Origin of the sequence: Psittacicella hinzii (assembly GCF_003585885.1) — a bacterium.
Lineage (GTDB): Bacteria > Pseudomonadota > Gammaproteobacteria > Enterobacterales > Psittacicellaceae > Psittacicella.
Genome location: NZ_NRHC01000019.1, coordinates 12,483 through 33,570, shown reverse-complemented (window position 1 = coordinate 33,570; position 21,088 = coordinate 12,483). Strand labels below are relative to the sequence as shown.

General features: G+C 33.1%; 16 protein-coding genes. 2 read left to right on the top strand and 14 right to left on the bottom strand.

Going from position 1 to position 21,088, the window contains the following annotated elements:
- Positions 1-180 precede the first annotated feature (180 nt).
- Positions 181-1,167 (top strand): LysR substrate-binding domain-containing protein, encoded by a 987-nt coding sequence (locus CKF54_RS01955; protein WP_119524604.1) that lies wholly within the window; start codon positions 181-183, stop codon positions 1,165-1,167.
- A 55-nt stretch (positions 1,168-1,222) separates the two neighbouring features.
- Here CKF54_RS01955 and CKF54_RS01950 read toward each other — a convergent pair whose 3' ends face one another.
- Entirely contained in the window at positions 1,223-1,477 is a 255-nt protein-coding gene (locus CKF54_RS01950) for a SlyX family protein (protein WP_119524603.1), read from the bottom strand.
- Positions 1,478-1,630: 153 nt separating this feature from the next.
- Here CKF54_RS01950 and CKF54_RS01945 point away from each other — a divergent pair, with 153 nt between their 5' ends.
- Positions 1,631-2,434, top strand: a complete 804-nt coding sequence (locus tag CKF54_RS01945) for an FKBP-type peptidyl-prolyl cis-trans isomerase (protein WP_119524602.1) — start codon at positions 1,631-1,633, stop codon at positions 2,432-2,434.
- A 105-nt stretch (positions 2,435-2,539) separates the two neighbouring features.
- On the opposite strand, the gene putP is transcribed toward CKF54_RS01945, so the two are convergent.
- The 13 genes from putP to hscA all read right to left on the bottom strand — a co-directional run bounded on the left by putP (position 2,540) and on the right by hscA (position 21,087).
- A complete protein-coding gene (gene putP / locus CKF54_RS01940; protein ID WP_119524601.1) occupies positions 2,540-4,042 on the bottom strand; it encodes a sodium/proline symporter PutP in 1,503 nt (500 codons plus the stop codon).
- A gap of 170 nt (positions 4,043-4,212) precedes the next feature.
- On the bottom strand, positions 4,213-5,013 hold the full coding sequence (locus CKF54_RS01935) for a MetQ/NlpA family ABC transporter substrate-binding protein (protein WP_119524600.1): 801 nt from the start codon (positions 5,011-5,013) through the stop codon (positions 4,213-4,215).
- A 53-nt stretch (positions 5,014-5,066) separates the two neighbouring features.
- The gene (locus tag CKF54_RS01930; RefSeq protein ID WP_119524599.1) at positions 5,067-5,912 is read right to left on the bottom strand and encodes a MetQ/NlpA family ABC transporter substrate-binding protein; all 846 of its coding nucleotides are present in this window, start codon (positions 5,910-5,912) and stop codon (positions 5,067-5,069) included.
- Positions 5,913-6,481: 569 nt separating this feature from the next.
- A complete protein-coding gene (locus CKF54_RS01925; RefSeq protein ID WP_119524598.1) occupies positions 6,482-7,171 on the bottom strand; it encodes a methionine ABC transporter permease in 690 nt (229 codons plus the stop codon).
- Positions 7,171-8,184 carry a methionine ABC transporter ATP-binding protein gene (locus tag CKF54_RS01920; RefSeq protein WP_119524605.1) on the bottom strand — a complete coding sequence of 338 codons (1,014 nt, stop codon included), beginning with the start codon at positions 8,182-8,184 and terminating at the stop codon, positions 7,171-7,173. The genes CKF54_RS01925 and CKF54_RS01920 overlap by 1 nt, the downstream gene beginning before the upstream one ends.
- Before the next feature lie 277 nt (positions 8,185-8,461).
- Entirely contained in the window at positions 8,462-8,767 is a 306-nt protein-coding gene (locus CKF54_RS01915; RefSeq protein ID WP_119524597.1) for an HU family DNA-binding protein, read from the bottom strand.
- 26 nt (positions 8,768-8,793) lie between these two features.
- Positions 8,794-10,401 (bottom strand): 30S ribosomal protein S1, encoded by a 1,608-nt coding sequence (rpsA, locus tag CKF54_RS01910; protein ID WP_119524596.1) that lies wholly within the window; start codon positions 10,399-10,401, stop codon positions 8,794-8,796.
- A gap of 156 nt (positions 10,402-10,557) precedes the next feature.
- Positions 10,558-11,259, bottom strand: a complete 702-nt coding sequence (cmk, locus tag CKF54_RS01905; protein ID WP_119524595.1) for a (d)CMP kinase — start codon at positions 11,257-11,259, stop codon at positions 10,558-10,560.
- A gap of 10 nt (positions 11,260-11,269) precedes the next feature.
- On the bottom strand, positions 11,270-12,607 hold the full coding sequence (aroA, locus tag CKF54_RS01900; protein WP_119524594.1) for a 3-phosphoshikimate 1-carboxyvinyltransferase: 1,338 nt from the start codon (positions 12,605-12,607) through the stop codon (positions 11,270-11,272).
- Between the two features lie 50 nt (positions 12,608-12,657).
- The gene (locus CKF54_RS01895) at positions 12,658-16,548 is read right to left on the bottom strand and encodes an Rne/Rng family ribonuclease (RefSeq protein ID WP_119524593.1); all 3,891 of its coding nucleotides are present in this window, start codon (positions 16,546-16,548) and stop codon (positions 12,658-12,660) included.
- Positions 16,549-17,442: 894 nt separating this feature from the next.
- Entirely contained in the window at positions 17,443-18,423 is a 981-nt protein-coding gene (locus CKF54_RS01890) for an RluA family pseudouridine synthase (RefSeq protein ID WP_262407798.1), read from the bottom strand.
- 352 nt (positions 18,424-18,775) lie between these two features.
- On the bottom strand, positions 18,776-19,114 hold the full coding sequence (fdx, locus tag CKF54_RS01885) for an ISC system 2Fe-2S type ferredoxin (RefSeq protein ID WP_119524591.1): 339 nt from the start codon (positions 19,112-19,114) through the stop codon (positions 18,776-18,778).
- Between the two features lie 14 nt (positions 19,115-19,128).
- A complete protein-coding gene (gene hscA, locus CKF54_RS01880) occupies positions 19,129-21,087 on the bottom strand; it encodes a Fe-S protein assembly chaperone HscA (protein ID WP_119524590.1) in 1,959 nt (652 codons plus the stop codon).
- Position 21,088 lies beyond the last annotated feature (1 nt).

Genomic DNA, 21,088 nt, shown 5'->3' with positions numbered 1-21,088 from the left:
GAGTGCTTTATTTAAATAAAAACCTTTATTAAGCTACATAATTTGAGATATAATAGAAACAAAGCTAATAATTTTATAAATTGGTTTCTATTATTAATAATTTTAATTTTAAATATTTAATTTATTATAGCCATTTACTACTCTAAGACTGGCTATAATTTTTCGACATTTACAAAATATATGAGTTTAGATCTTTCAACTATTCAACTCAAAGACATTAAATACTTATTAGCTGTTTATCGTATGAAAAGCTTTAGAAAAGCAGCTGAAGTATGCGATGTAACTCAAGCAACCATTAGTGGACAAATTGCTAAAGTTGAAAGGGTTTTAAATTTACAACTTATTAAGAGAAACTCAAGAAGTATTACTTTCACTCCAAGCTCAAAGCCTATTATTGAACAATTTGAAAAAATTTCAGATGAGTTTAAACTTCTATCTGATATGGCTTTTAATGAGCAAAAAAGAATTAACGGTGGAAAAGGTGAATTTGTTATTGGAGTAATCCCTACTTTTGCTCCATTCTTTGAACATACAATTCTCGATAAATTAAGAGATAAGTTTTCAGATTATACTTTCACCTTAGTAGAATTAACTACAAATCGAATTCGTGAAGAGTTAAAATACAATAGCTTAGATTTTGCTTTAGTTGCTAACCATCCTCTTGTAGAAGATATGAATACTGTTTACATTGGTGATGATGAGTTAGTAGCTTTAATCAACAGGGACAATCCAAATTTAAGTTTAGAAGATATTAATCTCCAAGATATTAAAGATAGTAAAATCTTCTTACTTCAGGATAGCAACTGTCTAAGAGATCAAGTTATAGATATTTGCAATACATCACCTAATCCTAACTTAGGTATTGATAACCTTACAGACATACGTTATAACGCTTCTACTATTGATACCTTAAAGATGATCGTACATCATAATATGGGAATAAGTGTTGTTCCTGCTGTAAGTTTATTTTCACCTACCCCTGCCAGAGCAAAGGTGAATAGAATTGTAAATCATCCTAAACGTGAAATCTCAATGGTTTATGACCCTGAAAGTCAAAACTCTAAGTTTTTAGCGAAGATTTCTCAAGAGCTAATTAAGTTATACGAAAAAGAGTATAAAAAATTACGTCTCGATTCTAAAATATACAAACCCTATAAAAAATATTAATATTTTTTCTTCTGCATATTAAAGAGCTTCCCTTGAGAAGCTCTTTTTTTACAAATTAATAATGAGGTGGCGGTGTTTCTTCTGCTTCAGAAGCGATTTGGGTTTGATTTTGGTTCGCCTTGATATAATCAGATAACACTTTTAAGCTACGCTCCAAATTTTGCACACGATTTTGTAAATCTATATACGACCCCTCGAGCTTACTTATTTCAATATCTTGTTGTCCTAGCATACATTCTAATTGAAAAACTCTATCACTTAAATAGTTATTTTCTTCAATTAGAGCAGTTAAATCGTTTTTATTCGTCATATTCTTGTGTGTTTTGATATAATATATTTCTAAAAAAGATAATAAAATTTTATACTTTCATAATACTACAAATATCTAAACTTGAAAAATCTAAGTTAAAGCAGTATATTATGATTGTAAATTATTTATCATTGTCACAATTTTAGGTATTATATGAAATTCTTTGCAGGCAAATCAAAAACAGCTTTAACTTTATTAGCTGCTACTATTTTATCTCTTGGAGCACTAACAGCGTGTAACAAAGAGTCTGCGACAACATCAACATCTACAAAACAAGATGTTGCTCAACCGTATAATCAAGGGAGTACAAACGTGAGTACGACAGAAGATTTAAAAAACGTTTCTGAATTAGCTATCTTAGTTTTAAGTGATTTAAAAACTCAATTAAACTTAAACGATGATGAACTAAAAGCATTTGCTGAAGGTGTTAACAACTTCGTAAACGGTAAAGCTACAACTTTAACTGACGAACAAGGTCAAGCTTTAAATACTTACTTAAATGCACGTGCACAAAAAGTAATGTTAGAAGCTTTAGCAGTACAAGCAGAAGCTAACGGTAAAGCTGGTGAAGAAGCTATGGAAAAATTCCTAAGCGATAACCCTAACGCTGTTAAAGATGAATCTGGTATTGCTTACATTATTGAAGAACAAGGTAAAGGTGCACAAATTAGAGCAACTGATACTGTAAAAGTTAAGTACAAAGGTTCATTCGTAGATGGTCGTGTATTTGACCAAAACCAAGAAGGCGTTGAATTCCCTCTAAATGGTGTAATTCCAGGTTTCTCAGAAGCTATCACTAAATTAAATGTTGGTGGTAAAATTGTAGTATTAATTCCACCTGCATTAGCATACGGTGAGCGTGGTAACCAAGCTATCCCTCCTCGTTCAACATTACAATTTGAAATTGAAGTTTTAGACGCTAAACCTCAAGCTTCTACAGCTCCAGCTACTAAATAATACTAAATAATTAGTGTAGTCCCTCATATATTATGAGGGACTTTCCATTTAGAAAAATAAAAAATCCTCAGAAAATTATTTCTGAGGATTTTTTATTAAACATTTTTATTTATCTTTTAAAGCTTGATAGTCTTCAGCTGCTTTATCAAATCTAACTGCTATATCATTATCAACCTTAGAGAAAATTGAAGATAATAAAGTTACAAACGCAGATAAGATAAAAGCCGGTACCATTTCATTTAAACTTGCAATATCATGCCAGCCTAAAAATTCCATTACAGGTGACCATAATATAACGGTTAAAGCACCTACTAGCATACCAGCTAAAGCGCCATTACAGCTAATGCTTCTACTATAAAGCGATAAAATAATTAAAGGACCAAATGATGAGCCAAAACCAGCCCAAGCATATACTACTAAGTCCATAACTGAAGAATTAGGATCTCTCGCTATATAAATAGCTCCTAGAGCTACAACTAAGATCATTAATCGACCAAACCATAGTAACTCACGATCTGAAGCATTTTTGCGAATAAAACCATGGTAGAAGTCTTCAGTTAAAACTGTTGAACACATTAAAAACTGTGCTGATAGAGTACTCATTACAGCCGCAAGAATTGCTGAAAGAACAATCCCTACAACCCAAGGATTAAAGATTGCTTTTGCTAACTCAATAAAAATAGTTTCGCTAGGAACCTCTATTCCTTGTAGAGTAAAGTAAGCTAAACCGAAATAACCTACAGCACAAGCTCCACCTAGACATAATATCATCCAGATGATCCCAATCGTTCTTGCCTTATTAATAGACTGCACAGAGTCAGAAGCCATAAATCTAACAAGAATATGAGGTTGACCAAAATAACCTAATCCCCAAGCTAAAGAAGAAATAACTCCTAAACCAGAGATATTAAACAGCATATTTGAATAAGGAATATTAGTCACACTTGTTTTATCAGCTAAAGCTTGAGTAATATCACCCCATGAAAAATGGAGAAGAATTACTACTGGAGCTAACACTAAAGCAAATATCATTAAAGTCGCTTGAATACAGTCTGACCAAGATACAGCTAGGTAACCACCAATAAAAGTGTAAATTATTGTTGCTAGAGCTCCCGCAACTAAAGCGGTAGAATAGTCCATTCCTAATAAACTTTGAAAAAGTTTAGCTCCAGCTACAACTCCAGAAGCGCAGTAAATGGTAAAGAAAAATAGTATTATTGTTGAACTAAGAAGTTTTAAAGTCTTAGCTTTATTTGGGAATCTAGCTGCAAAGAATTCGGGCAGAGTTAAGGCATTATTATAATGTTCTGTAAATGTACGTAAACGACCTGCAACGATACGATAATTAAAATAAGCCCCTAACGTTAAACCTATTGCAATCCATGCCTGAGATAGACCAAACATGTAAATTGCTCCAGGCAGACCTAAAAGTAACCAGCCTGACATGTCTGTAGCTCCCGCTGACATAGCTGTTACAAACCCACCCATTTTACGGCCGCCTAGAACATAATCGTCATAATTTCTTGTTGAAAAGTATGCGAATACTCCGACACCTAAAATGATGAGTAAATATAGGCCAAACGAAATATAAATTTCTAAATTTAGCACAACTATAGACCTCAAAAAATAAATTTAAGAAATTAAAATAATACCATAAACTTGTGTAAAAGATAACAAATCTTCTCTAAGTTTTTAACAATAATTTATAGTAGCATAGTTTTGCCTTGAAAAAAAAGAGCTTTACTATATAAGTAAAGCTCTTTTTTGTAGATTTTTAATTATTTTTCACCTGCAGGTTTGAAAACTGGAACAATACCACCGTTATATTTTGAAACGATGAAATCGTAAACTTCTTTACTACCTAAAGCAGCTTCTAAAGCTTTAATGCGTGGATCATCAGCATTTACTTTACGATACGCGATAAAGTTAGCATATGGACCATCAACTTCTAAAGCTAAAGAATCTTTAGCAGGATTTAAACCAGCTGTTAAAGCATAGTTAGCGTTAATTAAGCCTAAATCAGCACTTTTGTATACACGTGGAATATTTGCAGCTTCAACTGGTAAAATTTTGAATTTTTTTGGATTCTCAGCGATATCTCTTTCTGTTGAAAGTAGTTTAGTAGAATCTTTTAAAGTAATTAAACCAGCGCTTTGTAATAGTAATAATGCACGACCTTGGTTTGATGGGTCATTTGGTAATACAAAAGTAGCACCACGTGGTAAATCATCTAAAGATTTGTATTTTGTTGAGTAAATAGCAAACGGTTCAATATGAACTGGAAAACCACCTACGATGTCAGTTTTGTACTGCACATTATATGCGTCTAAGTATGGTTGGTGCTGGAAGAAGTTAGCATCAGCTTCTCCTGAAGAAACCACCTTGTTAGGTAAAATGTAATCAGTAAATACTTTTACTTCTAAGTCAATTCCTTGCTTAGCAAGAATTGGTTTTACAAATTCTAAAATCTCAGCATGAGGTACTGGAGAAGCTGCAACAACTAATTTTTGGTTTGCGTATGCTGAAGTTAAAGTTGCAGCACCTAATACAAAAGTAGCTAAAGTTTTATAAAATTTCATTTTATTCTCCTAAGTAAACTTATTCTTTGTTTAATTGCTAAATGTTATTTAAATTATTTATTTGTCTCTGGTACTTTACAACCTTCTACAGGTTCATCTAGTGGACAGAATACAGGAATTACAGCACCATTAAATTTTGTTAAGATAAAATCATACACTTTTTTCGTGTAGATTGCTTCTTTTAATTTTTGTACTGATTCTAAGTTTGCATTATCTGGTCTTGTTACTACCCAGTTTGCATAAGGAGAATCATTTTCTTCAATTGCAATAGCATCTTTAAGTGGATGTAAACCTGCTGGTACTGCAAAGTTTGTATTAATTACATCAAGATCTACTGAATTTAATACTCGTGGTAAATTTGGAGCTTCGATTTCTCTAAATTTTAATTTTTTAGGATTCTCAACAATATCACGAGGAGTAGCTTTAATATTTGTAGGATCTTTTAATTTAATTAAACCTAAGCTGTGAAGTAAAAGTAAAGCACGAGCACCATTTGTAGGATCATTAGGGATAGCAACTACACCTCCCTCTCTTACATCATGAACATTTTTTACTTTAGAAGAGTAAACAGCTACCGGAGTAATAAAAATCGGGAAAGCCGGTACTAAATCATAACCTCTTTCAGCATTAAATACTTCTAAGTATGGTAAATGCTGGTAAAAGTTGATATCAACATGTTTTTGGTATACTACAACGTTCGGTTGAACATAATCTGAAAATTCAACTACTTTTAAGTCAATGCCTTGTTTCTTTAGATCATCAGCAACCAATTTAATTACTTCAGCGTGTGGAGTAACCGAAGCAGCTACTGATAAAGTTTGATTAGCTAATGCTGTAGTTGATGAGAAGCTAGCAGCTAAAAGAGCAAAAGCAGTTGATAATTTAGTAAATCTTTTCATATATAAACCTCTGTAAATCAAAATTACTGTATACTTATTATTTTTACTTACTAATCAATTAAATATTGACCATTAAGCTAACTTTAAAAGAATTTTTTGACTTATATCTAAGCTAAAAGTTATTTCTTTTTTTCTTAATCATAGCTTACCATAAAAATAATTACACTTACAAGCTTTTTAAATAAAAATTTTAAAAAATATTTAGATTTACCCTCTAATGTACCAAATTATCAAAAAAGACTTCTATTTTACAATTAATTTAAAGCTAATTTTTAATTTTAAAATCCACAAAATTATCAGTTTTCTCTTTAAAATCAACTGAAAATCTAATAAAAATCAACAAACAACGTAATCTCTTTCTTACTCTTCCCTTTCCTTCAGAAAGAACCTACTAATAATATTTACTGCTAACCTATTATTTCTTTAATTTTAATAATGAAAAAAAGGAATAAAATAAGTTAATGAAATAAAACCTCTATAATAGCAAATAGATCGCATCTTAAACAGATGCGATCTATTTGCATAGGTTAATTTTATAATCAGTAATTTCTAATTACTGCAATTAACTGTTATTTTTTACGATCGAATTTACGCATTAAACGATCACCGATAAATTCAACTAACTGAACAATAATTACAATAATTGGTACTGTAGACCATAACATTACCGGCTCAAAACGGTTGTAACCATAACGAATTGCCACGTCACCAAGACCGCCAGCACCAACAACACCACCCATTGCAGTGTAACCAATGATACCTACAGTTGTAACCGTAATTGCTCCTAGAATGCCAGGAATTGCTTCAGGAACGATTGCTCCATAAACTGTTTGCCAAGTTGTAGCCCCCATAGATTTACATGCTTCAATTATACCTAAATCTAATTGTCTAATTACGTTTTGTACTAAACGAGCAAAATATGGCGCTGCAGATAAAACTAATGGTGGAATAATACCTTTAACACCAATTGTTGTGCCTGTTAAAGCTTGAGTTAAAGGAATAGCAATTACTAAAAGAATAATAAAAGGAATTGAACGTAAAACGTTTACTAAGAAAGAAACAATGCTGTAAAGCTTTTTACTTTCTAGCAATTGACCAGGACTTAATAAGAACAGTAAAACTCCTAATGGTAAACCAAATAGTACTGTAAAAAATACAGTAATAATAACCATTAATAAAGTGTCACTCGTTGCTTCTACAAGCAATTCCCAATCAATTAAATCCCAAATGCTACTAAGTGTTGCAATAAACTCTGACATTAAAATAACTCCTCAAATGTAACACCTTCTCTAGCAAGGAAAGCTTTAAGATCTAAATATTTCTCTGCACCACAATCAACTGAAACAATAAGCTGACCAAACTGTACCCCAGTAATTGTGCCAATTGTTCCTTGTAGAATATTAACTTCAATGCCAAGCTCAAAAGCAATCTTAGCAAGTATAGGTCTTGCAGCATCTACGCCTTTATAAGTTAATAAAAGCACATAGCCTGAGAATTCATCTTTAAATGATTTCCAACTTTCTAAATCTAAACCAGATTCTGCTAGTAGTTTTTTAGTAGTTGGGTGTTTAGGATGTAAGAAAACATCTAAAACTTTACCACGCTCTGCAATCTCACCTGCTTCAACTACAGTAACTTCGTCACAAATCTCTCTAATTACATCCATTGAGTGAGTAATTAGTACAATAGTTAAGTTTAGTTTATCTCTTAACTCTTTTAACAGTTCAAGGATACTACTTGTTGTTTCTGGATCTAATGCTGAAGTTGCTTCATCACATAATAAGATTTTAGGATCATTTGCTAAAGCACGAGCAATACCAACACGTTGTTTTTGTCCACCTGATAATTGAGATGGATATTTATGAATATGCTCTTTTAAACCAACTAATTCTAGTAATTTCGTAGCTTTATCTACTAATAATGACTTATCAACACCAGCTATTTTTAAAGGAAAAATAACGTTGTCTAAAATTGTTTTAGAACTTAAAAGATTAAAGTGTTGGAATACCATTCCAATCTTTTGTCTTAATTTGTTAAGCTCTTTCGTACTTAATTTAGTGATGTCTTGACCATCAATTACAACTTCACCAGATGTAGGTCTTTCTAACAAGTTAATTAAACGAATTAGAGTTGATTTACCTGCCCCTGATCTCCCGATAATACCAAAAATCTGTCCTTGGCCAATTTGTAAATTTAAATTCTTTAGAGCATGAAAGCTTTGTCCTTTTTTTGGACCATAATAATATTTATTAATATTATTCAATTCAATCATAGCTTTGCTCTTTAACGTATCAACCATTAATCCTAGCCCCTAATTAAAATAGTATAAACCTTAAAAAAAATTATTTTTAATTTCTTAGTTAGGATAACATAATGAAAAAGGAATAATCAACATAAAAACGTATATTTTTATGTAAAAATTTAAATAAATACAAAATAAGACGTCTATTCTCAAAATACAGCAAGATTTTTGCATAAAAATAAGTCACTCTATTACTAGAGTGACCTATTTTTCGTTCGGACAATATATTATATCTTATTTACTATAATTACTTAATTGTGCGTAAATAAGTACCAGCTTTAAAAGTTGGTCTTGCAAAAGTAGACGTTTTAACACGCGCTGATTTCTTAATATCGCGTTGGAAAATACCTGAATTAGTATTACCTTTATAATATTTTGGTTTGAAAGAACCAAAACCACGAATAGCTACCATGCGACCTTCAGTTACTGAACTCGCAATTTCGCGTAATAGCGTGTTAATCATTAAATTTGCTTCGTCTTGAGATGGAGTATTACCTTTGAAATCTTCTTCAAGGGCTCTCACAATAATTGAAGCTAACTCTAAACGGCGCATTTTTAATTTTTCTCTAATGTTTTAGATTATTGATTTTGAGCTTGAGCTAAAGCGTCAGCAAAAGCTGTGTTTTTTAACTCTTCTTCTTGAGTTTCTTCAGCGCGTGGAGCTACTGATAAACTTAAAGCTGAGTTTTTACGATCAAAACCTAAAACATAAAGATTTAATTCGTCACCGTTATTAGCAGTTTCTAATTCGCTCGCGTTTACAAAACCGTCGAATTTGTCTTCAACTTTAACTTTTACTTTAGTGTCGTCTTTAGCAACAACTACCGCTTTAACAGCTTGGTCTTTGTTTAATGAAGATACAAATGCGCTTAACTCTTCTTCGTTTAATTGTTTAATACCTAAAGAGATACGCTCTTTGTCTGCGTCGATTTGTAATACAACTGCAGTTACTTCATCACCTTTTTTGTATTGACGAACTAATTCTTCGTTAGAACCGTTACCTAAATCAGAAACGTGAACTAAACCATCAATACCACCTTCTAAACCGATGAATACACCGAAGTCAGTGATTGATTTGATTTTACCAGTCACTTTTTGACCACGTGAGTAAGTTTCAGCGAATTTAGCCCAAGGGTTTTCTTTACATTGTTTGATACCTAAAGAAATACGACGACGAACTTCATCGATTTCTAAGATTTGTACTTGAACTTCTTCACCTAAAGAAACTACTTTAGAAGGGTGAACGTTTTTGTTAGTCCAATCCATTTCAGAAACGTGAACTAAACCTTCAACACCACCTAGGATTTCAACAAAACAACCGTACTCTGCTAAGTTAGTAACTTTACCAGTTAATTTGTCACCTACGCTGTATTTAGCAATTACTTCTTCCCAAGGATCTTGTTGTAATTGTTTTAGACCTAAAGAAACACGTACTTTTTCTTTATCGAATTTTAATACAACAACTTCAACTTGTTCACCTACAGATACAACTTCGCTTGGGTGTTTAACACGTTTCCATGACATATCAGTGATATGTAATAAACCGTCTACACCACCTAAATCAACGAATGCACCGTATTCAGTTAAGTTTTTAATTACACCTTTAACTACTTTACCTTCTTCTAAAGTTTCAATTAATGCTTCACGATCAGCATTATCTTCAGTTTCTAGTACAGCACGACGTGATACAACGATGTTGTTACGTTTTTGGTCTAATTTAATTACTTTGAATTCTAAGTCTTTACCTTCTAAGTTTGCACTTTCACGGCTTGGACGTAATTCAACTAATGAACCTGGTAAGAACGCGCGGATCATACCATCGATCTCAACTGTATAGCCGCCTTTAACTTTAGAAGAAACGTAACCAGTAATAGTTTCTTTGTTTTCGTAAATTTCGTGAAGATTTTTCCAAACTTGTAAAGTTTTAGCTTTTCTACGAGATAAAGAAACGTCACCTTGACCGTTTTCTAATGATTCAACAGCAACTTCAACAGTGTCACCAACTTTAACGTTTAGTTCACCGTTAGCTTCTTTGAACTCATCTTCAGAAATTTGAGCTTCTGATTTTAAGCCAGCATCAACGATAACAAAACCTTTTTGAATACCGATTACAGTACCTTCTACTACGTCACCTACTTTAGGTGTGTTAAGAACTTGCGCTTCAAATAGTTGAGCAAAATTTTCCATGGTTATAATAATATAAAAAAATAAATAAACATCCAACTTGATTCATTCAAGCAGGGGTTGAATAAATAAATGCAGCCTCATACTGCACGGTTAAAACAGTTTAATATTATACAATAAATTTTTCTAAAATGCTATTTTTTCTTAAAAATGAAAAGATTAATTTGCATTAAAAACTTTTGCTAAGTGTTTATCCATTTCAGCAAAAGTCTCTTCAATACCTAAATTGGAAGTATCGATAACAATAGCATCTTCAGCCGCTACTAAAGGAGCAACCTCTCTACTTTTATCTTGATAATCTCTAGCACGAAGTTGCTCTAAGATCTCATCAAAATCAGCTTCTACACCTCTTTCTACAAGTTCCTTAAAGCGTCTTTTTGCTTTTTCTTCCGGAGAAGCATCTAGATAAAACTTAATCTCTGCTTGAGGAAATACTACAGTTCCCATATCACGACCTTCAGCAACTAGACGTGAATTATCTAAAGCAAATTGCTGTTGGCGAGCTAGTAATGAAGCTCTTACCTCAGGAATTTTACTAATTAAAGAAGCTAAACCACCTGTTTCTTCAAGACGAATTTGACTAGTTACATCAACTTCATTTAAGTAAACTTTTAAAACCCCATCTTCATCTTTAAATTCTAATGGTAGATTTGTTAAAAGTTCTACTATCTTAACTAGCTTAACTGGGTCTTTAGGGTCTTGTTCTAAATTGTAGTCGAGATCTTTTAAATAGATTGCTGCACTACGGTAAATTGCTCCAGAGTCTAAGCGCACACAATTATATTTTTGTGCAATTAGCCCCGCCATAGTACCCTTACCTACTCCAGAAGTACCATCAATTGTAATTACAAACTTTTGCATAAAATTACCTTTACTTAACGTGAATTTTAGAAAACTCAGCAAAATATGTAGGGAAAGTTTTATTTACACATTTTGGATCTAGAATAGTTATCTCGCGTCCAAACTTATTTAAAGAAACTAGAGAAAAACACATAGCGACACGGTGATCATTATAGGTAAATATCTCTGCTTCTTTTATATCTTTAGGTGCAATAACTTCAAGATAATCATTTCCTTCAACAACTTCAACTCCTAATTTAGTCAGTTCAGTTGCCATAGCTGATAATCTATCAGTTTCTTTAACACGCCAATTGTAAACATCACGAATAATTGTTTTGCTAGCAGGAGGGCAGAATAAAGCAGCAATTGCAATACCCATAGCAGCATCTGGAATATGATTTAAATTTAAATCAACCGCTCTAAGTGGGTAACCTGTACTTGCTAATAACTCTTTATTTTGTTGCGCTCGAATGTACCCCTTACCGCTGGTGATAATAGCTCCCATTGCTTCTAATGCTTTAGCAAAGTCTTTGTCACCTTGAACAGAAGTCATATCTATCCCTCTTACTGTAACATCACCTCCGATAGCACCTGCTAAAAGGAAATAAGAAGCACTTGAAGCATCACCCTCAACTAGAACGTCTTCTTTAGCTACATAAGCTTGCGGTTTTACAATGAAACTTTTATAAGCGTCTACAATCTCTACATTTATGCCAAACTTTTGCATACAGTCTAACGTGATATCAATATAAGGCTTAGATACTAATTCCCCAATAATATTGATTTTTACTTCAGACCCAATTAATGGCGCAATCATCAAAATTGCTGTTAAAAATTGCGACGAAATATTACCCGCAACAGAAATTTCTAAATGTGAAGGATAAACTTTATCTTTCTTAGTGGTAATTTTTAACGGAGCATAGCCCTCATTTACCAAATACTCAATTTCGCAACCCACTTTTTTTAAAGCTTCGACTAAATCAAGTACAGGGCGCTCGTGCATACGATCTTCCCCATGAATGGTAAAAGTAGCATCTCCTTGATTAAAGGATAAAGCTGCTATTAATGGTCTAAAAGCCGTACCAGCATTACCCAAGTAAAGATCATACTCACCTTCTAAGGCAAACACACCACCGTTACCCTCTACCTGTGCTTGTTGTTTGTCATCAGATAAAGTGTACTTAATACCCAATTTTTTTAGAGCTTCTAACATCCAATGTACATCATCAGACTTTAGAAGATTATCAATTCTTGTCGTACCTTTAGCTAAGGATGCTAGTAAAAGAATTCTATTAGATAAGCTCTTAGAGCCTGGAATTGTTACTTCACCATGAGCAAAAGGAGAACTTTGTAAAACTAATTTTTCCATTTTTGAAAATCGGTCTGTATCAAAAAATACAGACCGCCTTAATAAAATTATTAATTTCTTGCTTGTTGGGTTTTTAAGCTACGCTTAGCTATTTCCCCTTGACTGATAAAGGTTTTATATTGTTCTTCCACAAAATACTGGGCGCGGATATGCAACAACATTTCAGGATTCATAGTAATCACTTCTTTATATGCTTCCCAAGCCTTATTTAAGTGTTTATTGAATCTCTTAATGTCTTTACCATTGTCAAAATAAAGCTTATCTTTTATTAACTCTCTTAGATATTTTCTAAGTTGCTCAACTTTCTCATAGAATGCAGGAGTAACTTCCTCTCTGAATTTAATCAGTTGCATTTGTTCATGAGCTAAGAGAGTCATTAGAACATTATTTCCGGTTATTACAGCGTCATCAATTAACTCAGCAAATGAAACAGTAATGTTGTCAAAACTACTTACAACAGCATCCGCCTTTTTAGCTAAGTAATATTCAATTAATTTGCTGTAAGATGATGAAGTCATTAAATTATTATTCTCCCCTTTAGAAAGATTGTACTTTTCAAATACAGCACTATCTAATTCTAAACGGTTAGCATAAGCCTTAGTTAGTAAAGCTTTAATAACTTTCAACTCTTCCGTATTATCTTCTAAGGAATCAAAAAGATTTTTTTCTTTTTGCTTTTCAGTCTGAACTGTTTTCTCTTCTAACTTTACTTTTTTAGTTGCAGAGTTATCAGTTCTATCTGGTTTTTGAGCTACTTCTTGTTCCTTAGGTTGCTCCTTAGGCTGTTCCTTAGGAGATTTAACTTCTGGAGCAACAGCTTTATTCTCAGTAACAACTGGAGAAGTTATCTCTGGTGCTACAGATTTAGCTGTCGTAGCTTTTTCTTTTTCTACTGCTGGAGAAGATTGTTTACCTGAGTTAGCTTGTTTCTGTTGTTTTTGCACTTGTGGCATGTTTAAACTATCAAGCTTAAGTGGCATATCAAGGTTAACAGCATTTCTTAACTCTTTACTAATAGGACTTTGTTTCATATTAGTTGAGTTTTCTAATACTTCTTTATTGTTACCTTTTAACTTGCCTGGTATTGCTCCAATTGGCACAGATTTAGAATTTTTCTGTGCGAGCTTCTTCTCAGCTTTAAGTAATTTTGCTCTTTGATCTTTTAAAGCTTTTTTAGCTATCTGGATTTCTTTATAGCTATATTTAAAGTTTACACAAGGCTGTGGCGCTTGGAAAACTAACGAACGTAAACTACCTGAAGATTTGTTTGAGACAGTTTCAGTTTTACTAAACTCTTTTCTCTCTTTTTGCGTAGTTACTGTTGAGTTTCCATTGATTAATTCGCCATCATAAACTTTTAGAATAGCATTTACTCTATTAGAAACTGGTAGAGTCGCAGAGATATCTCTAGATAAACTAATATTATCAACATCGCTAGCGATTACTTTAGAAAATTCTAGTGGCGTAAAGTTAATGCCGTCAGAACTTTCACTTAGGTAAATAGCTTCACCTAACTCATTGTAATCAGCTTCATCTAAACGTAAAACAACTCTGTTAACAACATCAGAACTCTTTCTGCGTTTCTCTTTCTTAGGAGCAGGCTCTTTTACAGTTGCAGGCTGTGCTGAAGTTGCTGTAACTTCTTCTTTAGTAACTTCTGCTGTAGAAACATTCTCTTTAGCTTCTTTTACTTCTTTGCTAGCTTCCTCTTTACGTTGAGCTTTTGCTTTAGAAGGTACTTCTTTATTAGCTTTCTCTTGAGCTTGGAGCTCTTCACGCTCTTTAGCTTCAACTTGAGCTTTCACCTCTGCAGGATTTATATCCCCGATAGCCTTATCAGCAACTTTCTTAGCTTTACGCTTGCGTTCTTTACCAGAAGCAAAGACTTCTTCAGTTACATAACCGTCATCAATAACTTTTGCCTTACTAGCTTTTTCAGCCTTAGAAGGTTTCTCAACCTCTTTTTCATCTGCGACAGATTTAACATCGGCTGCCTCAACAACTTTAGCTTTATTTTTCTCTTTTAACAGCTTACGTTGTTGACGTTTTGATAAAGGTTTTTCTTCAGTTGTACTTGCAGAATTTTCAGTTGTACTTGCTTCAACCGCTTGTTGCGCTTCTTGTTTTTTACTACGCTTTTTCTTGCGGCCTTCAGATCTTGTAACAACTTTTTCAACTTCAACTTTTTCAGCACGTTTAAATGTAAATAAACCGACAAGCCATTGTCTAAATCTACCTAGTAACGTTTTATCTCTTGCTTCTTTTTCTAAAGCTTCTTGAATAAAATCTGCTTTCTCTAAACGAGCTTCAAAAGTTTTTTCTACATAACTATCAGGAACTGATGACTGATTATGAGTTGAACCCTTGTCTTCTGCTTTATCTTTTAAATTCTGTTTACGTTGATTTAAACGATTAACTTCTTGATAGTGATCAACTAAGAAGTAACTTTCTCTATCTTTAACTTGATCTCCACGTCTTACACGATGAATCGTAAAGTGTGGGGTTTGCATATCAGCGTCAGGAACTACCACAACCTCAACATTGTTAGTAGCTTGAATTTTCATTAAATCTTCACGCTTCTCATTTAAAAGGTAAGCTGCAATTACATTTGGTACAACTACGTGAAGTTTAGCTAAGCGACCTGTACGTTTATTTAACTCTTCAACAATTTGACGCAGAATATGTAAGGTTAAAGATTCATTATCTCGAATGAAACCTGTACCATTACATCTAGGACATTGGTGATTATTTGATTCAGCAATCGATCCTCTAATACGTTGACGAGAAACCTCCATTAAACCGAATTTAGAAATACGGGAAGTTTGAATTCTCGCACGATCGTCTGCGGTAGCTTGACGCATTTTTTCCTCAACCTTTTTCTGGTTTGAGGAATGAGACATATCGATAAAGTCAATTACAATCAGACCACCTAAGTCACGAATTTTTAATTGTCTAGCTATTTCTTCAGCAGCCTCTAAGTTAGTATAGAGAGCCGTTGATTCAATATCACCACCTTGGGTAAATCTTGATGAGTTTACGTCTATCGCAGTTAAAGCTTCTGTTGTATCAATTACGATAGCACCGCCGCTCTTTAACTTAACAGTTCGCTCAAAAGCTGTATCAATTTGACGCTCAAGATCGTAAGCCGCAAATAAACCTATATTTTTATTTCTCTCTGGTTTATAAAGAGTTAAAGTAGGTTTAGATTTAGGTCTTACTAGTCTTAAATAATGATCTGCTTTTTCATAAGCTTCTTGACTATCTACTACGATTTCACCTACATCTTTAGTTAAATAGTCACGAATTACACGGATAATTGTTTCTGACTCATGATGTAAAATTCCAACTTCATCGTGTTCAGCAGCGTACTCCTGAATTTTCTCCCAGATGAAGTGAAGAATTTTTAAATCATATTTTAACTCTTCAGTTGAACAACCAACCCCTGCTGTACGTACAATTAAACCTTGTCCTTCAGGTACATTTAACTCTGCTAGTTTAGCGCGTAAATTGTCACGATCACTAGCACTTAAACGTCGAGAAATACCATCAACCTCTGGACTATTAGGCATTAGTACTAAGAAAGTTGAAGCAATTGCTATATAAGTAGTTAAAGCCGCTCCTTTATTACCACGTTCCTCACGTGCTACTTGAACAATCAACTTTTGCCCAACTTCTAAACGATCTTTTATCTCTGCTCCCTTACGAACAAAGTAAGACTCGTGTATATCTTTAAATGGTAAAAAGCCATCACGCCCCTCACCATAATCCACGAAACATGCTTCTAAAGAAGATTCAATACGAGAGATCTTGCCAATATAGATATTTGACTTCTTATTATCATTACGTCTTTGTTCAATATCTAAATCTAATAATTCTTTATCTTGGACAAGAGCAATTCGCACCTCTTCTTCTTGAGTAGCGTTAATTAGCATCTTCTTCATTTTTTCTTGAAGTAATCCTTAAATACGATTAAATTAACCTGTTAATACTCTCCTCTAACAACGAGATATCTCTATCTAATCCATTGGGAAAGTCAAGCATGATTTACTTCAAATACACTTTTGCTTTTTATGTTAAAAGCTTATTAAACAAAATACTTGTTATTCTCCTTTACTAACAGCTTTGATGTAAAAAAGCAATCATGAATTTTCTAATAAGCGATCTTTTGCTACTTGAGTCTTACGGCTTTCCTGCTCTTCACTAAGAGAAATCACTTATCACCTTCTATCTCTAAAAAAACGGTAGATATGCAAAATATCATTACTGTTATTTTTAAGAAGTGGTACGAAAATATTGAGTTTACCTTCACTTAAAGCTATATTTCCACAATCTAGTCTAATGAAGGATTATAAATAATCAAAAAATTTCATAGAGGAATAACTCCTTATTCATATGAACTCATTAACAAAAAGTTAATTTAATAACTACATTTACTCTTTTTTAATTAGATTATAAAAAAGAGTTTAAATAATTCTTGCGCTTCTAAAAGCGCCCCAAAATGAGCTAGCAACAAATTATCCAACCTAAAAATCAAAGAGTTAGTTAACCCAAAATCTAGTTAATAAATCTTTATTTTTTAGCAAGATTTTTTACTTTACTCGTTTTATATTTTACTCCAAAATCCTAAAAATTTCAAAAGATTATCTATTAAGTCTTAGCTTACTCTCTTGAAATTTTTCTCTTTTACTCTCTAGAAATTTTTCTATGCAAAACTAATCTAAAACTTTACTTTACCTTTAGGCAAAAACTTTGAATGATAATTCTAAGCTATTGTATATGACTAAATTTACTAACTTGTTTTATAGTTAGTAGTTACTCTATACTTTACTTATTTATTACTCAATTTTAGTTAATTTAGATAAAAAGTTTTCTAATTCATTGTCTAGAGAAATTTCTATAACTTCTCTTTCCCCAGTTTTTGCAGAGATAAAATTTAGTTTATAAGCATGTAAAAACATACGTTTTAAACCAACTTTTTTAATATACGAAGTAGCAATTAAATCTTGATACTTCTCATCACCTGCTAATGGCGCTAGAGCATGTAAAGCATGAACGCGAATTTGATGTGTTCTACCTGTTAATGGACTTGCTTCAACTAATGAGTATTTTTCTCCATTTTCGTCCTGATAAACTGCTAGGCGCTTGAATTTTGTCTGCGACTCTTTTCCTTGATCATCGACTTTTACAAATCTTTCTCCTAATTTTTCGTAACGGAGTAAAGGGGCATCTACTTGACTTTCTTGCCATATCCCAGGAACTAAACATAGATATGATTTAAAGATAGTTTTATTACGGAACTGATCTTGCAAAAATTTAAGCACGCTAGGTTTACGAGCAACCATTAATAAACCAGAAGTCTCTCTATCGATACGGTGAACTAGCTCTAATCTTTTTTCACGAGGAAATAACACTCTTAAAGCTTCAACAACTCCGTAATTTACTCCAGATCCACCATGAACAGCAATGCCTGCAGGCTTATTAATAATAAATAAACCTTCATCTTCATATACTATGCGATTTTTTAAATCCTGTACCGAATTGAGTTTGACTATATCTTTAAGCTCTGCTGTCTTATCTAAAGTATGAGTTAAGACTAAAGGAGGCATACGCACTACATCATTTAGTTTTAATTTATATTCTGGTTTAATTCTTCCTTTATTTACTCTTATCTCCCCCTTACGTAATAACTTGTAAAAAGTTGTTTTAGGGATATTAGGTAAGATGCTAATTAAAAAATTATCGATACGACGATCTTGTTCATCTTCATTAATAACCAACTCAACTACTTTAGTACGGTATTCTTGCCCTATTGCCACATCTGCTGGGGCTTTGAAATATTCTTGGTAAGTTGCAACACTTGCTTCTGAAATAGTTGCACCTTCTACTTTATTTCTCGCTAAATTGCTAGTTAAAGATTTGCCGTCTAATTTTAATTGGTTAGAAATGTTTTTAGTATTTACTTTTGGGGGAGTCTTTTTGCTTGCGAAAGTAGGAGATAAATTTTTAGATTTAATATTAGGTTTTTTAGTTTGCACAGAATTAGCACGATAATTTCTGTTTAACTGTTTTGTGTTCTTTTGTTTCATTTTTACTTTTAGTGTAATTTTTCTCCATGATTATATCAATAATTAAAAAAAGCTATCAACATAAGTCGATAGCTTCTTTATTTTAGTGATTTTCACGTGCGTGATTAATAGTGTAACGAGGTATTTCCACTACTAAATCTTCGTCTCCAACATAAGCCTGACAGCCTAAACGAGAATCTAACTCAAGCCCCCAAGCCTTATCTAGTTGATCCTCTTCTTCCATTGTTGGCTCTTCTAATGAATCAAAACCTTCACGGACAACAACGTGACATGTTGTACATGCACATGATTTTTCACAAGCATGCTCAATCTCAATACCATTACGTAAAGCCACGTCTAAAATTGATTCTCCTTTTTGAGCTTCAACGACTAATCCCTCAGGACATAAGTCAACATGAGGTAAAAAAGTAATTTTAGGCATTTTAAATTCCTTTACTAAACTTCGTTAATATCTTTACCTGTAAGAGCTTCTTTAATACTCTCAGTCATAATTCTTGCTGCAAACTCTCTCGTGCTAACTTCAACTTGTTGACTCCAAAAATCAATTTCATTTGCATATTCTTTTAATCTTTGTGCGTCATCGTTAGTTAAACTAGCAACATTTAAGTTTTCTAGTTTGTATTTCTGTAATAGAGTTAAGAGTCTATTTACATTTCTTTCAATGTTCTTAGCTTCTTTTTCCTCTAAGTAAGCATTACCATATCTTTGTACTTGTTGTACTACTGAGTTAACTAGTAGTTCTGCTTCTACTTGCGTCTCTGATAACTTACGTAATGCCATATCTAAAGAAGCAAACTCACTTGAGTCTTTAATCATTTTTAAAACTTCATCTTCGGTTAAACCGTAAGATAGTTTTACTTGTACTTCAGCACTTACGTTTGTGGTTAACTCATGTGCAGAAACATTTAGTAGACCATCAGCGTCTACTTGATAAGTAACTCTAATTTTTAATGCACCAGCTGCTTTTGGTGGTAAACCTTTAAGAGTAAAACGTGATAATGAACGGCAGTCTGCTGCCATATCACGCTCACCTTGTACTACGTGAAGTTTTAAACCAGTTTGCCCATCTTGTGCAGTTGTGAACTCTTGTGCTCGAGTAATAGGGATAACAGTGTTACGTGGAATGATTTTTTCTACTAATCCTCCGTAAACTTCTACCCCAAGTGATAAAGGTAATACATCTAATAGTAAGAAGTCATTATCCTTTTGGTTTCCGGCCAGAATGTCCGCTTGCATTGCAGCTCCAAGAGCTACCACTGTATCCGGATCAATACTGCATAATGGCTCACGACCAAAATAAGCACCTACTTTTTCTTTGACTAAAGGAACGCGAGTAGATCCACCTACGAGAATAACTTCCTCAACGTCATCTTTAGAAATTTGTGCATCTTTAATTACAGATTTACAAATTAATAAGGTTTCACGTACTAAGTCGTTAATTAAAGCATCAAATTCAGCTTTAGTGTAAGTTGAGCTTGTTAACTCTTTAGCTAGAGATTTCTTTAACTCTGCAAATTCTACAAAGTCATCAAGATTTACTTGCTCTTTAGAACTTAGAGCTTTCTTTACAGCAATAGCTAACTCTAATACTAAACGCTGACTTGACTTGTTAAGTTCAACTTCTGCTAAGCCCAATCTTGCTTCTAAATCTTTTACTAAAGCAGTATCAAAATCATCACCACCTAGATTTGTATTACCACCAGTAGCTAATACTTTAAATACCCCTTTCTCTATTTGTAGAATAGAAATATCAAACGTACCACCACCTAAGTCATACACCGCAACTAAGCCATCTTTATCAGTGCTAATTCCGTAAGCAATAGCAGCAGCTGTAGGCTCATTTAATAAACGTAAAACATTGATACCGGCTAACTTAGCAGCATCTTTAGTCGCCTGACGTTGAGTATCATCAAAGTAAGCTGGCACAGTAATTACTGCACCATGCAGATCTGTAGCTAAAGTTTTCTCTGCTTGAGTTTTTAATTTCTTAAGAATCAAGCTAGAGATTTCAATAACATTTTTTTCACCAGCCTGAGTTTTAAAAATTGGTAAATTATTTTCAGATCTTGTTAGATCATAAGGTAATTTATGCGCAACTTTTAAAGCTTCATCTAAAGATTTACCGATAAATCTTTTAACTGAAATTACTGTATTTTGTGGATCATTAGGAGCTATTGCTAAAGCTTCATAACCAACAATTGGCTCTTGTTCTTTACTAAAATGTACCACTGATGGGCAAAGAGGTCTGCCTTGCTCATCATTAATAATTTCTAAAGAGCCATTTTGAAAAACTCCAACTAGAGAGTTAGTTGTTCCCAGATCAATACCTACTGCTACTTTTCTTTGGTGTGGAGCAGCACTTTGTCCAGGTTCAGAAATAGTTAATAATGCCATA

What these genes read in the sequence shown, in the direction of transcription:
- CKF54_RS01955 (WP_119524604.1), top strand. Translation starts at nt 181, where the DNA reads ATGAGTTTAGATCTTTCAACTATTCAACTCAAAGACATTAAATACTTA.
- CKF54_RS01950 (WP_119524603.1), bottom strand. Translation starts at nt 1,477, where the DNA reads ATGACGAATAAAAACGATTTAACTGCTCTAATTGAAGAAAATAACTAT.
- CKF54_RS01945 (WP_119524602.1), top strand. Translation starts at nt 1,631, where the DNA reads ATGAAATTCTTTGCAGGCAAATCAAAAACAGCTTTAACTTTATTAGCT.
- CKF54_RS01935 (WP_119524600.1), bottom strand. Translation starts at nt 5,013, where the DNA reads ATGAAATTTTATAAAACTTTAGCTACTTTTGTATTAGGTGCTGCAACT.
- CKF54_RS01930 (WP_119524599.1), bottom strand. Translation starts at nt 5,912, where the DNA reads ATGAAAAGATTTACTAAATTATCAACTGCTTTTGCTCTTTTAGCTGCT.
- CKF54_RS01925 (WP_119524598.1), bottom strand. Translation starts at nt 7,171, where the DNA reads ATGTCAGAGTTTATTGCAACACTTAGTAGCATTTGGGATTTAATTGAT.
- CKF54_RS01920 (WP_119524605.1), bottom strand. Translation starts at nt 8,184, where the DNA reads ATGATTGAATTGAATAATATTAATAAATATTATTATGGTCCAAAAAAA.
- CKF54_RS01915 (WP_119524597.1), bottom strand. Translation starts at nt 8,767, where the DNA reads ATGCGCCGTTTAGAGTTAGCTTCAATTATTGTGAGAGCCCTTGAAGAA.
- rpsA (WP_119524596.1), bottom strand. Translation starts at nt 10,401, where the DNA reads ATGGAAAATTTTGCTCAACTATTTGAAGCGCAAGTTCTTAACACACCT.
- cmk (WP_119524595.1), bottom strand. Translation starts at nt 11,259, where the DNA reads ATGCAAAAGTTTGTAATTACAATTGATGGTACTTCTGGAGTAGGTAAG.
- aroA (WP_119524594.1), bottom strand. Translation starts at nt 12,607, where the DNA reads ATGGAAAAATTAGTTTTACAAAGTTCTCCTTTTGCTCATGGTGAAGTA.
- CKF54_RS01895 (WP_119524593.1), bottom strand. Translation starts at nt 16,548, where the DNA reads ATGAAGAAGATGCTAATTAACGCTACTCAAGAAGAAGAGGTGCGAATT.
- fdx (WP_119524591.1), bottom strand. Translation starts at nt 19,114, where the DNA reads ATGCCTAAAATTACTTTTTTACCTCATGTTGACTTATGTCCTGAGGGA.
- hscA (WP_119524590.1), bottom strand. Translation starts at nt 21,087, where the DNA reads ATGGCATTATTAACTATTTCTGAACCTGGACAAAGTGCTGCTCCACAC.